A 13394-nucleotide genomic window follows, 5' to 3' on the forward strand; every position below is an offset into this window, starting at 1 on the left:
AAAAAAGGTCTCCTGCCCGAGACCTTTTTCGTATGCGCATTTTTGCCGACCGACCGTTCACTCCATCGGTTGGCTTAGTATGCTTGTACCACCTATGATTTTGCTTCAATACAAGAGAGCGCCACTATCACAGAGCAGACGCAAACTCTTCGCTGAACATACATGCTACCTGCTTGATTTCTTCAAATTTGCGCAATTCGGTTATGTGATTAAGGCTAATAACGCTGGGTATTTTGCGCACACAACTCAAATGAACAATATATCCCGTGAACTTTGCACAGAGACTGCATCTGTTGACCCCTAAAAAACCTGAGCTGCGGTATGGTAGTGAAGCACTGACCTGATTGTTCTTGCCGTCCCTCTCACCTTAGGAGGAAAAATGTCTCAGGACAGGATTATTAAACGTGCACTTATCTCGGTTACCGACAAAACGGGCATCGTCGATTTTGCTCAGACCTTGCACCATGAGTTTGGCGTTGAGCTTATTTCGACCGGTGGCACCGCACACGTGCTTGTCGATGCAGGCATTCCAGTGGTGTCCATTGAGAACGTCACGGGTTTTCCAGAGATGATGGATGGCCGTGTAAAAACCTTGCATCCTAAGGTACATGGTGCCTTGCTTGCTCGCCGTGACCTTGATACGCATATGAGCGAGGCGCTGCAACATCAGATTGATTTGATTGATTTGGTGGTAGTTAACCTCTATGAGTTTGAGAAAACGGTTGCAAGTCCTGATGTAAGCTTTGCAGATGCAATTGAGCACATCGATATTGGTGGTCCTTCGATGTTGCGTTCGGCGGCAAAAAATGCTGATGCCGTAACGGTGGTTATGGACCCATCTGACTATGCGACCGTACTTGCTGAGATGCGCATCAATCAGGGTGCAACAACTGCTGAAACCCGTCGCCACCTGCAGTACAAGGTCTTTGCATGCACCGCGCAATACGACGCTGCAATTGCCGCATGGCTGGAGCGCCAACTTGAAAAAGATAATATCCGCGCCCACAATCAAGGACTTGTTGAACCTGCTGCTGCAACAGGAGCCTCTGCATGCTCAGTATCTGAGCATGGGGTTGCTAGTTTTGGTGCAAGTTCTAGCCTTGCTGCGTGGCAGGTGCACCCTAGTGAGACGCTAAGCCTTACGCTGACAAAGCAGCAAGATTTACGTTACGGCGAAAACCCTCATCAGAGCGCCGCATTTTATCGCATGCCTAATGCACCCACCCATGCCTTAGTCAACGCGCGTCAGCTGCAGGGTAAGGAGCTTTCCTATAACAATTTGTTAGATACCGATGCTGCGTGGAATCTTGTACGCGAGTTTGAAGAGCCGGCGTGCATCATTCTTAAGCATCAGAATCCCTGTGGCTCTGCCGTTGCTACAAACATTACCGATGCATATGACCGTGCTTTTGCTTGCGACCCCAAGAGCGCTTTTGGTGGCATTATTGCCTGCAATCGCGAAGTTCCGCTTGAGTTGGTTGAGCATATCGCCGATGTAAACAAACAGTTTGTGGAAGTGCTTATTGCGCCGTCGTTTAGTGACCAAGCGCTTGAGCGTTTGAGTCGTCGCGCCAATTTGCGCGTGCTCGCAACAGGTGGCATTGATGTAGCAGTGGCGCTGGAGTTTCGCTCGGTTGACGGAGGCATGCTAGTTCAAACGGTTGACCGCGCCGATGAAGATGTTGAAAACTTTACGGTTCCAACCACGCGTAAACCCACCGAGACTGAGCTGAGTGACTTGATGTTTGCTTGGCGCGTGTGCAAGGGTGTTAAGAGTAACGCCATTTTGATTGCCAAAGATGGCCGAGGTCTTGGCATGGGACCAGGTCAGCCTAATCGCGTTGATTCGGCGCGTATGGCTTGTCTTCGTGCTGAGGAGGCGTGCGAGCGTTCAGGCCTAGAGAAGGGAAACTTTATTTGTGCAAGTGATGCCTTCTTCCCCTTCCGCGATAATGTGGACACGCTAGCAGAACACGGGGTTGTTGCCATTATTCAGCCAGGTGGCTCTATGCGCGATGATGAATGTATTGAGGCTTGTAATGAGCGCGGAATTGCAATGGTATTCACGGGGGTTCGCCACTTTAGGCACTAGGCTACGCCCGCGGGTACTATTGAGCTTGCTGGTGTGAGCGCTGGTGCTGTGCGTGAACGCTACGGCAGGATAACACTATCGTGCTTGTGCTTTTGGGCTTGTGCATCAGCATTGGTGCACGCATGACCAACGATGAGCGTTCTTTATTTGTGTATTGAGTAGTACAGATTGAGATTCTTTATGACAGATTATGAGCTTGACCAGTACTTTGACAATCAAGAAGACCTACAGGCATATCAAGCTTTTATTGCAGAGCAGGAGTTTGGAAACCCGCGCTTTGACCTTGACCAGCCTGTGCTTGTTTGTCGCTGGCGCATGGCGCATCGACGGGTTCCCTTACTAGCTCGTCATATCCGGGCGCTTGCTGCACGCCGCATTAATGGTCAAGCCGTGCAAAAAAACCTTGTCGCTTGGGCAAAGCAACACATTGAGTGGTCACTTGCCGATGCCGAGCTTACAGACCCAAGTGGTGTACTCATGCTAGTGATTGACGTTCATGGAAATGCCGCGATGTCGGTAGGTCCGTATCAGCCGCTGCCTGAGGAAAATCTTAATCAGCCGCTCAGGCCACACGCTGAGTTTTTGCCCATAGCAAGTCCTGAGCTCTTGCTTGAGCGCGCTCGCTTGGCTCGTAGTGAGTTTCATGCGACAGGTATAGCACCTGAGGTCTTATGTGCACAACAAGACATGCAGCTGCTTATATATGATGAGTGCGGCACAAACCCTCATCAGACATGTGCATCTGCAGCAAAGCACGCGCACGCTAAGGTATCACGGGTGAGTGCAGGGGTGTTGAGTTTAGTTAAGCAGCTTGCTCAAACAAAGGGTTTAAGCTGCGTATACGTGTCTGATTTGCCATCACGAGACGAGCTGTTGCAGGATAGCTTTTTGGTTTCTGATGAGCATGGTATTGTGCACTCTGCACTACCAGAGGCTGCCACTCCAAGCGCTGCTCAGCCCTTTATTCAGCTTGCTCAGCAAGGCTATGAAAAACTTCTTGCAAAGCAATAGGAGATGTTTATGGATAGCTTGGACAATCCGCTTATTTTTATTGTCGAGGACAATGTGGCAATTCGCGAAGAGCTTATGCTTGCACTGTCACGCCATCACTTTCGGGTATATGCCTGTACGTCTTTCAATCGTGTAGTAGATGAAATTCTCGAGCAGCAGCCAGCACTGGTGCTCCTTGACCTGACGCTTCCAGGCACTGATGGACAGTTTATCTGCCGTGAACTGCGTGAACAGAGTCAGATTCCTTTGATTGTACTTACGAGTCGGGTAACAGAAATTGATGAAGTTATGAGCATGAATCTTGGTGCTGATGACTTTATCGCTAAGCCATATAGCACGCGTGTTTTGGTGGCGCGTATTCAGGCACTTTTGCGCCGGAGCGCCAGCGTAGAGCCGATGTTGGTAAGTCATAAGGGCGTACAGCTCGACCCGGCTCGTTCACTGGCTCTTGCGGGCGATAAACAAGTTGAACTCACTAAAAACGAGATGCGTATACTGTCGCTTCTTATCTCTCGAGCAGGCACGATTGTCGCGCGTGAAACCATCATGCGTGACCTGTGGGATTCTGAGGCCTTTATTGACGACAACACATTAACCGTTAATGTGAACCGTCTGCGGGCAACACTCGAGAAAATCGGTGTGGTTGATTATCTTACAACGCATCGTGGGCGCGGCTATTCGGTGTAGAACATGAATATACGACAATATGTAGTGGCTCGTATGCCATATATATTCATTGAGCTTGGTATGCTGGTAATCGTATTCTGTGTATTACAAGCAGTTGTGGTGTCCCGAGCAGTGGTGTATCTAATTATTGGTTTGCAGCTCGTTGGGGAAGTGCTTATTCTTGTATGGGATTATGCACGTCTACATAGTTTTTATGCGTCGCTTGAGCACCTTATTCGTGAGAAAGGGGAGACGCGCTGGGTGGCAGATTTGCTTGAACGCCCTTTCTTTTTGGAAGGTCAGCTCACCTACGATGCGTTGTATGAACTCGCAAAGATTAGCAACGATGAGATTGCAGCGAGTCAACGGCAGCTCAAAGACTATCGAGAATTTATTGAAACCTGGGTACACGAGGCAAAAAGTCCTTTGGCTGCAGGGAATTTATCACTCGAAAATATGCAGGATTTGCTCATTTGTGCTGATATGTCTGAGCAAGAAAGAACACAAGCCTTATCCAAGCTTGATGCCCTAAGTTCGAGCTTGTCACGCACTGAAGATTATATTGAGCAAGCGCTTTTTTATGCACGTTCTGAGTCGCTTGATCGTGATTATTTAATTCGTTCATATAACTTGCGCGATATTGTGAGCGACGCTATTCGTGCTAAGGCGCAGGTATTGATTGCGGCGCATATTACTCCTGAACTGGGAAACCTTAGTTTCAAAGTATTTACCGATGCAAAATGGATGAATTTTATTTTGGGCCAGATTATTCAAAATAGTGCTCAGTATGCGGCGCGTCCGCAGGGAGGGCGTCTATACTGTGATGCTCAATTATGTGAGGCAGGCACTGCGCGTGAGCGCATTGAGCTTTGTGTGGCAGATAATGGTCGCGGTGTGAGCGCATCTGAGCTCGCGCGCGTGTTTGATAAGGGTTTTACTGGGGCTTTGGGTCGCACACATGCACAATCAACAGGTATTGGGCTCTATTTGGTTGCACAACTTTGCGCAAAAATGGGTGTGTCGCTACGGGCAGAATCGGAGCTTGGGAAAGGGTTTTCGGTTTATTTAAGCTTTTCTACTAATCAGTTTCATTATTTTGAATCTGAATCGCAAGACGCATAAAAAAGTATCTGCCTATCTAGCTCTTGTTAGTAGGCAAAACCTCATGTGAGCGAGGCGAGACCGTCTTAGAACGCTTGTTGAGACAGTCTCGCTTGTAGGTGGTCTTGCTATGTATGGCTGCTAGGTGCTGTGGTTTGCTCGTGGCTTGCCTTTGCATAGCAGGTAAAACGCATAGATTGAGCTTAGCGTTAGACCTTCTGCTGGTCGATAACTATCAACTCCGGTGACTTATGCGTATATGAAAGCATGTCGGCAAGGGCATCATCAGGGTCGGTTTCGGTAATCAAAACGTCAAAATCAGCGGGATGTGCAAATTGATAGAAGCTTGTTTTGCCAACCTTGCTTGAGTCCATGAGCATAAAGCGTTGACGGGCATTTTGTGCATAACGATGCTTGATGCTTACACTAAAGTCATGCTCAACAGTAAAGCCTCGATCAAGGTCAAAGCCATCGGTACTAATAAAGGCTTTATCGGCATAGAGCTTACTCATGGTTTCTAGTGTGAGTGAGCCAGCCGAATAGAGATGACCTTTTTGCAGCATGCCGCCCAATAGAACAACCTGCGCAAAGGGGAGATTATAACTAATATAGTTGGCAATGGCTAAGTCACCCGTAATCACCGTTAGGTCTTTTTTCTGAGAGAGCTGCTGCACAAAATAGAAGTTTGTAGTACCGATATCGCAAATAATAACGTCGCCATCAGAAACATATTCTGCGGCTTTGCGGCCAATAAGTAACTTTGCATCAGTGTTAAAACAAGCACGCTCTTCGGGGTAGGAGACCGCCATAGAACGCCCCAATGAAACCGCCCCACCTCTAATGCGGCGTACGCGCCCGCTCTGCTCGAGGTCAATGAGGTCATGACGCACGGTTACTTCAGACACGTTATAGCGTGAAACAACATCAGTAATTGAGATGCTCGGGTGTTCGCTGAGCCATTCCATAATGAACCTTTGGCGCTCAATAGCAGCAAGTTTAGTGCGGGGCATAATACCTCCCTCGGGTTAGCTACGCAGCATCACCATGCGTAGAAAATAATTTATGAAAAAAAGTATAGCGTTTTTTCCAATAATAATATGTATATTATATGAAGATACAGCTAACGAGTTAAAGAAACCGAAGTTAAGACCGAATGCTTTTTAATCGCCCCCTTTTCAAAACTTCTGAAATAATTTATAAACAAAATGAATCTACTCACAGCTCAAGGAGGTTGTATGTCAATCAAAGTATTTGCCGATGGCGCACAGCTAGAAGGTATGCTCGACATGTATCGCGGAGGTGATGTGCAGGGCTTCACAACCAATCCGTCATTGATGAAAGCAGGCGGTGTAGTTGACTATCGTGCATTTGCTCATACCGTGCTTGAGAACATTCAAGAACTTCCAGTTTCTTTTGAGGTATTTGCCGATGACTTGGAGACGATGGAAGCGGAAGCGCGCGAGATTGCTACTTGGGCAGATAACGTGTATGTCAAAATTCCGGCTATGACAACCGATGGCACATCCACATCAGAGCTTGTTGCTAAGCTTTCTGGCGACGGCGTTAAAGTAAACGTTACTACGCTATTTACTGTTGAACAAAACCATGAGTTTATTGATGCAGTCGATGCAAATACGCCTTCTATTATTTCTATTTTTGCAGGGCGCATTGCTGATACGGGAGTAGACCCGCTTCCTATTATGGAAGACGCTATTGCTTATGCTGCTAATAAGCCTGCCTGTGAAATTTTGTGGGCAAGCACCCGTGAACTTTTGAATATTTATCAGGCTGAGAAGATTGGTTGTCATATTATTACGGTGCCCAATTCAATTCTCAAAAAGCGCAAGAACGTAGGTATGGATTTACTTGAATATTCGCGCGAGACCGTTCAGGGCTTTGCCCGCGATATTCAAGCGCTTGGCTTTACCATCTTGCCGTAAGGAAGGCTTATGATTATCGACCAGCTCACCCGTGATGTTGTGCATTGCCAGGCATCTGCCCATACCTGGCAAGAAGCGGTTCGCATGGCCGGTCATTTGCTGGAGCGCGTGGGAGCTTGTGATGCGAGCTACACCGATGCGATGATTGCATCGGTTGAAACGTTTGGACCTTATATGGTGCTTGAAGAGGGTATTGCCATGCCGCACGCGCAGGCAAACAACAACGTTTCAAAGGCGGGCATTTGTGTGGTGACACTTGCCACGCCGGTAGCATTTGGTCATGAAGAGTTTGACCCGGTTCGTGTGTTGATTGGAATTTGCGCCCCTGACCCGCAGGCTCATCTTGCGGGTTTAGGGGAGCTGGCACAGATGTTTGAGGACGAAGACGCTGTTAATAAACTCAGTAGCTGTACTACCGAAGATGAAATCTTGAATGTTATGGCAAGCTTTTTTGTTGCATAGGCTTATTCTATAGCGAGCACATGGCTAGGTGCTCGCTGCATCTTTTGGTAAAGGAGATTACGATGCACATTATTACGGTTTGTGGTAACGGAATTGGATCGAGTTTGATGCTCGCTGGCAAAATACAGGAGCTATGCGACGCAGAAGGTATTCAGGCAACCGTTGAGTCTATGGATTTGAATGCTGCTTCGTCGGCAAAGCCTGATTTGTTTATCACGGTAAAAGAGCTCGCAAGCCAGCTTTCGGGCAACGTTGTTATTGTTCGTAGCTATGTAAATGGCAAAAAGATTCGTGAGGATGCACTTGAGGCTATCAAAGCAGCTGCAGCCGAAGTGTAAGTAATTTTGTACGTCTTTTGCCTGCTGTGAGCAGGCAATGAGCGTTATTTTGTGTGCGCTAGCTTGGTGTAATTATCCACGGGCTTTGGAGTTTCGGTTGATGAGTCTCTGAAGATAAAAGCTGTCGAGTAGTTTTCAAATAAATGCTTATCTGACAGCTTTTAACGTGGATGTAGCTCATATATTTGGCTTATTACAAGAGTTTTATTTTAGTAGTATTTTGCAGTCGTTTCTGAGCACAACATGTCCAAGGCATATATGAAGCCTTGGACAGCTTGCGGTGTGTTGTTAAAACGTGTCAGGTGACACACGGTATGAAAGGGGCTGAACTGATGGACGTTGTAATGCCCGTTCTTGAGTTCTTCCAGTCAATTTTGACTCAACCGGCATGGATTATGGGTCTTTTCTCGCTTGTAGGTTTGGTTGCGCTGCGCCGTCCTGCTCATAAGGTGCTGACCGGTACGCTAAAGCCAATTCTGGGCTATCTCATGCTCAGCGCCGGTGCTAACGTGATTTCGGGAAACCTAGCACCACTGGGTACCTTTATTGAGACTGGTTTTCACATCACAGGCGTGGTGCCTAACAACGAAGTCGTGGTTTCTATGGCTCAAAACATTTTGGGCGTACAGACCATGGTCATTTTGATTTTGGGCTATGCGGTCAATATTATTGTCGCGCGTTTTACTAAGTATAAGTACATCTTCTTAACCGGACATCACAGTATGTTTATGGCATGTCTGTTTTCAGCGGTGCTCCAGGCCTCAGGCTTTGAAGGCGTTCAACTGTGCGTGCTGGGCGGTATGTTCTTGGGTTTGATTAGTGCTATTTTGCCAGCTATTGGGCAGCGCTATACCGATCAGTTAACTGATAATGATGGTATTGCAATGGGACACTTTGGCTCGTTAGCGTATTATATTTCGGCTGCTGTTGGCTCTTTGTTCAAGAAAGAGGCTGAGACTAACAACACTGAAAAGATTGAGATGCCCGAGCAGCTTTCCTTCCTGCGCGACACTACCATTTCTACGGCTCTAACCATGGCGTTTTTCTACGTTTTGACCGTAATTGCCGCCTATATTGCCGACCCACAGGTGGTTCAGGGTCTAGCAGGCGAATCAAACGTGATTGTATATGCGCTGACCTGTGCTTTCTCTTTTGCAGTTGGTGTTACCGTGGTATACAACGGTGTCCGCATGATTTTGGGCGATTTGGTGCCGGCGTTCCAAGGTATTTCAAACAAGCTTATTCCGGGCGCTATTCCGGCGGTGGACTGTGCGGTATTTTTCCCTTATGCACCTACGGCGGTCATCATTGGCTTTGTGGCTTCTTTTATTGGTGGCGTTGTAGGTATGTTTATTGTGGGTGCTACCATGGGAATCTTTATTATTCCTGGTATGGTTCCTCACTTTTTCTGCGGCGCTACTGCAGGTCTTTACGGTAATGCAACGGGTGGTCGTAAAGGCGCTATGCTGGGCGCCTTTGTTAATGGCTTGCTGATTACCTTTGCGCCAGCATTGTTGCTGCCGGTGCTTGATGTCTTTGGTTTTAGAAACACCACCTTTGGCGATTTTGACTTTGGCGTGGTGGGCATTGTATTGGGTCGTGTGTCTGAGTTCTTGGGACACGGCGGCGTATATGGTTTGCTTGCCTTACTGGTGTTGGTGGTTCTAGTGCCAAACTTCGTGCAAACTAAGGGTAGTGTAATCAATCATATCGACGAAGAGTAGGGGATGCGCCGCCGCCCGTTTCCTAGAGGCGGAGCGTGGGGCGAGCTGTTGTGGCAGCCTTGATTTCGCGCACGTTCAATTGGCGGCAGAGGCTTTTCACATCATCTGAGTTGGACGAATGGTACGTAAGCTTGCTACGTGACGCAGTACTTTCACTTCAACCAGATTTGACAAGTGATTTGTAAGCTTACGGGGTGGCATAGTACTTTCACCTCGCCTTAGTTTGACGAGTGATTTGCAAGTGTATTGGGTGGCATAGTCTTTTCACGGGAACTGCGCTACGCGAAAGTTCCCTTAGAAAAGCTATGCCACCCTTATGCTGTGACTCAACTTACTTTAGCTTGTGGGTTAGTTTACTTCCTCTGTAGATTGCTTTTCACTTCATCTCAATTAGACGAGTGATTGTGCTCTCCGGATGTGCTGCTCAGAATTCTCCGAACCCAATCGTTCGTCCTCTTCTTAGAGTAAATGCCAAATGCACATAAGTCACCCATCTCACCCCACACCCCGCCATGCACAACTAGCTTGGAATAGCTGTTTTGACAGAAACGGGCAATTTGGCAGCAAATTCTGACAAAAACAGGCAATATGGTAATAAACCCCCTATGGCCGGAAAATCAGCAACACATCTACCTGCAGGTTTACAAAACAACGAATAACCCACAGGGGTTCTACACTGCCAAATTGCCCATTTCTGTCAAAAAGGCTTGGATTACACTACTGCCTTTGGAAAGCAGGGTAGGGAATAACACGTAATCATCGACTGCGGACGGCGCGACTTATGACATATGTCGCATCAATCTTGCTTGAAAAGTACTTAACTCAGTTTCTGTGCAATATCTCACATCTGTCGTTTTGGCAAAAATGACGAAAAAGTACTCTATATAACCCAGCGGGTTGATATTTAATTAGTAAAGCTGCAGGTAGATGAGCTGAAAATAGGTTAACATCTGTCTCTTTACGTCAAACTCGTCAAAAATGACAGTCTTTTGCGTCAAATTAGTCATTTTTGCCATCGCGCAGGTCAGAGGGGTAATCTGAGCGTCAAACTCGTCAGTTTTGCCAACATGCAGGCCAGGAGTATTACACAGACATCAGACCTGTAGCTTTTGCAAAAACGACAGGGGTAGTTTATTGATGCTCATTTGCACCTACACTGGTCCTCGAACCTTCATTCACTAAGTACAAGATGCTAACTGAGTTATCCAAATCCCGTCGCGTAAAGTCTGTATCAACCTGTAACCGCTATGCTGTTAACATCTTACTCGCAACAATCTGCTTGCAACAATTCTTGTGGTAAGCCTTTGCTCGTAATGAATTCGCCCGCAACAAATCAGCTCGTAACAACTCTACCGGTGATTCCGTCGTCTCCGGGAGAAGAAGAACCCAAGCGGGCTTTGACGGGTATGGGTTGATTCATGCACACTATGCCCGCGGGCGATAAGCTCATCAGGAATAGGAATATCAGCAGGTGTATTTTCAAGTGGATTAACATCAGCAGCACTGACAGGGTCAAAGATAGCTTCCGTTGGGTCAGGACCAGGCGCCTCTTCTGCTGCGCGATAGCGTTTCATCATATCGGTTTGGAGTTGCTGCGCGGAAGGCGGGGTCCAAATAATAGCATTGGCTCCAGCTGCAATGGTCTCGCGAATAGACTCAGCAGATTTACCACTGGTGGCAATCAGGGGCATATTGGGATAGTGTGCTCGCAGTTCGCGCAACACCTTGGGTGTGTCTTTGCCAGCGGCAACGTTGATAATTTTGGCTCCGGCTGCAATTTTTGCATGAGCTAGGGCATCGCACTTTAGAACAGTAGCCACCACTGGAATGTCAACAAAATTGGCAATCTGGTCTACCATATCGGGCTTTGCTGGGGAGTTAACAATAACTCCTGCCGCTCCCTGCATTTCAGAAATTGCTGCAAGTTGTACTGAGCGCTTTCCGTTGGTTTTGCCGCCGCCGACACCCACAAAGACAGGTGCTTCAGCAACGGTTAGCAGCGCCTGTGTAATGGCTGGCTGACCAGTAAAGGGATAGACAGCAAATATGGCGTCTGCGTTGGAGTTCTTAATAACCGCAACGTCTGTGGTATAGAGCAACGAGCGAATACGCCGTCCAAAAAGAGTGAAACCGCTGCACTCTTCAATCTCTTCCGGAACAGACAGTGCAACATGGCGCAAGCGACCCTCAATGGGTGTGGGGTCAAGTGCGAGCACACCAGAAGGAGCTTCGGCAAGACTTTGCTCGGTGAGTTCTGAATCAAGCTGGACTTCAGAAAAATCTACACTTGCATCAATGTTGTCAGACAAATTAACTGGCAAAGGAGGAGCTGACTCAAAGTCCGGCTCGGCAGCTCCAAACAAGAGGTCGGTATCGATGCTGCTCATAATCCTCCTTTTCAGGTTATGCGAGAGATTCTGACTCTCTTCTTATAAATAATAGGTTAGCTTTTATACCACAAGAAAGCCCGTGACTGTTTTGTAAGTCGTCGTGAGACTTTTGGGCACGAGAGCTACATCTGTTAAGCTGAGTCTGCCTAACAAACTACCGAAAGGTGATACTCATGTTAATGGCTGAGGTCGCAGGGCCTGTCATAGTGTGTGTTCTTGCAATAGCAGCTGTTGCAGCGCTCTATTTTGCGTTTAGCACACTTAAAGATAAGCGGCGTCAGAGCCGTGACACAGGGTCATTTTCAAATCGTGACAACTCCTTCTAATGCATAACTATAACTAGTCAATTCTGCCTTTAATGCATAGTTGTTATGCTTCGCGCACTATGCGCGCAAGATAAAAGCCTTCAAAATATTTACTCGGTGCCAGCGAGACCGTTTGTAGGTTTCGCGTGTCATCAATAAGCGGTAGGGGGTAGCTGCCACTTCGCCATATTTCATCGGCTAAAACGGGTTTAATTGAGTAGCTGCTAAAGCGTTTCTTCGCTAAAACGCTTTGCACCATGGTGTCGTTTTCTGCTGGCAAAATAGAACAGGTTGAATATATTAGGGTTCCACCTGGCTTCAAAATACTCAATCCACGCTCAAGGAGCGCCTGCTGTGATTTGAGTACTTTGGCAAGCAGCGCAGGTGTTATGCGGGCACCGTGTTGCACATCATGCGCCCGATAGGTTCCGCTTCCGGTGCAGGGTGCATCAAGCAAAATAGCATCAAACGAGAAGAAACTATCGAGCTTGCGCGCATCAGTTTTCATAACGATAACGTTATGAGCTCCCTGTTTGTTGAGATTGTGCTTGAGCTTTTCTGCTCGTATGCCTTTAAGCTCGCAGGCAGTGATATGCGCATGCGGGTTAAGAGCGGCAAGTTGGCTTGTCTTACCGCCTGGAGCTGCACACATATCAAGAATATCGCTTGTCCCCATAGACCCAAACGCAAGCGGCGGCAACATAGACGATAGACTTTGTAAGTAGATACCGCCCCGTTGATATATCTCCAGTCCCCATAGGTCTTTGCTGTTGAGCGTATCGGGCAATACAAAGGCATCTTCATACCACGGCACACGCTCAAAGGCGATACCAGCCTCACGAAGTGCTGCTGCCACTTCGTGTTTGCTTGCTTTGAGGGTATTTGCTCTCAGTGTTGTGGGACGCATTTGGGCATCTCTATATCCTTTGCGTAGACGCTCTGCTGTGTTTGCGTCACACTCAGCAAGATACGCTTCAATGAGATGGGGGAATTCAGACATACGTGCTCCTCATAGACGTGTATATCTCTAGCTTATCAAAGCTTGTGAACTATGTGCTTAGTAGTATTGCTGGTGGCTAAACCGGTGTTGCAGGTAGGTATTGCAGATGCATGTTGCAGATGGGCATTGCAGGTGGGCATTGCAGATGAGTATTGCAAGTGTAAACACCCATTATGCTCATGCTGAAACATATTAGAAACCATAGCTTATCATTCTTGCGCGACCTAAAAACTGTGCTATAGTTTCGCTCAATAAACGTCCCCGATGACCGAGAGGAGCCATCACATGTTGCAACAGCTTAACAACAACTGGTGGTGGCGTGATGTGAGCTCGTCTGGTCGGCGGTGAGTCCTTCATACCTATCT

At 47.5% G+C, this 13394-nt stretch carries 12 protein-coding genes; 9 read left to right on the forward strand and 3 right to left on the reverse strand.

Features of this window, described 5'->3' with window-relative positions:
- Positions 1-379 precede the first annotated feature (379 nt).
- From purH to KPC83_RS02290, 4 genes are all read left to right on the forward strand, one after another.
- Positions 380-2092 (forward strand): bifunctional phosphoribosylaminoimidazolecarboxamide formyltransferase/IMP cyclohydrolase, encoded by a 1713-nt coding sequence (gene purH, locus KPC83_RS02275; protein ID WP_216278955.1) that lies wholly within the window; start codon positions 380-382, stop codon positions 2090-2092.
- Positions 2093-2272: 180 nt separating this feature from the next.
- Positions 2273-3103, forward strand: coding sequence for a hypothetical protein (locus KPC83_RS02280; protein WP_216278956.1), 831 nt, complete (start codon positions 2273-2275; stop codon positions 3101-3103).
- Between the two features lie 9 nt (positions 3104-3112).
- Positions 3113-3790, forward strand: coding sequence for a response regulator transcription factor (locus KPC83_RS02285; RefSeq protein ID WP_216278957.1), 678 nt, complete (start codon positions 3113-3115; stop codon positions 3788-3790).
- A 3-nt stretch (positions 3791-3793) separates the two neighbouring features.
- Positions 3794-4891 (forward strand): sensor histidine kinase, encoded by a 1098-nt coding sequence (locus KPC83_RS02290; RefSeq protein ID WP_216278958.1) that lies wholly within the window; start codon positions 3794-3796, stop codon positions 4889-4891.
- A gap of 188 nt (positions 4892-5079) precedes the next feature.
- Here KPC83_RS02290 and KPC83_RS02295 read toward each other — a convergent pair whose 3' ends face one another.
- Positions 5080-5880, reverse strand: a complete 801-nt coding sequence (locus KPC83_RS02295; protein ID WP_216278959.1) for a DeoR/GlpR family DNA-binding transcription regulator — start codon at positions 5878-5880, stop codon at positions 5080-5082.
- A 225-nt stretch (positions 5881-6105) separates the two neighbouring features.
- On the opposite strand from KPC83_RS02295, the gene KPC83_RS02300 reads away from it, so the two are divergent.
- The 4 genes from KPC83_RS02300 to KPC83_RS02315 all read left to right on the forward strand — a co-directional run bounded on the left by KPC83_RS02300 (position 6106) and on the right by KPC83_RS02315 (position 9334).
- Entirely contained in the window at positions 6106-6810 is a 705-nt protein-coding gene (locus tag KPC83_RS02300; protein ID WP_216278960.1) for a transaldolase, read from the forward strand.
- Between the two features lie 9 nt (positions 6811-6819).
- Positions 6820-7272: a PTS sugar transporter subunit IIA gene (locus tag KPC83_RS02305; protein ID WP_216278961.1), complete on the forward strand. Its 453-nt coding sequence runs from the start codon at positions 6820-6822 to the stop codon at positions 7270-7272.
- Positions 7273-7334: 62 nt separating this feature from the next.
- Positions 7335-7610, forward strand: a complete 276-nt coding sequence (locus KPC83_RS02310) for a PTS sugar transporter subunit IIB (protein ID WP_216278962.1) — start codon at positions 7335-7337, stop codon at positions 7608-7610.
- Positions 7611-7942: 332 nt separating this feature from the next.
- Positions 7943-9334: a PTS ascorbate transporter subunit IIC gene (locus KPC83_RS02315; RefSeq protein ID WP_216278963.1), complete on the forward strand. Its 1392-nt coding sequence runs from the start codon at positions 7943-7945 to the stop codon at positions 9332-9334.
- Between the two features lie 1349 nt (positions 9335-10683).
- Here KPC83_RS02315 and KPC83_RS02320 read toward each other — a convergent pair.
- Positions 10684-11721 (reverse strand): hypothetical protein, encoded by a 1038-nt coding sequence (locus KPC83_RS02320; RefSeq protein ID WP_253200982.1) that lies wholly within the window; start codon positions 11719-11721, stop codon positions 10684-10686.
- 176 nt (positions 11722-11897) lie between these two features.
- Between KPC83_RS02320 and KPC83_RS02325 the strand changes: the two genes are divergently transcribed.
- On the forward strand, positions 11898-12050 hold the full coding sequence (locus KPC83_RS02325; RefSeq protein ID WP_216278964.1) for a hypothetical protein: 153 nt from the start codon (positions 11898-11900) through the stop codon (positions 12048-12050).
- Between the two features lie 43 nt (positions 12051-12093).
- Here KPC83_RS02325 and KPC83_RS02330 read toward each other — a convergent pair whose 3' ends face one another.
- Positions 12094-13029: an RsmB/NOP family class I SAM-dependent RNA methyltransferase gene (locus tag KPC83_RS02330; RefSeq protein ID WP_216278965.1), complete on the reverse strand. Its 936-nt coding sequence runs from the start codon at positions 13027-13029 to the stop codon at positions 12094-12096.
- Between the last annotated feature and the right edge of the window lie 365 nt (positions 13030-13394).

Source organism: Collinsella sp. zg1085 (assembly GCF_018889955.1).
Classification (GTDB): domain Bacteria; phylum Actinomycetota; class Coriobacteriia; order Coriobacteriales; family Coriobacteriaceae; genus Collinsella.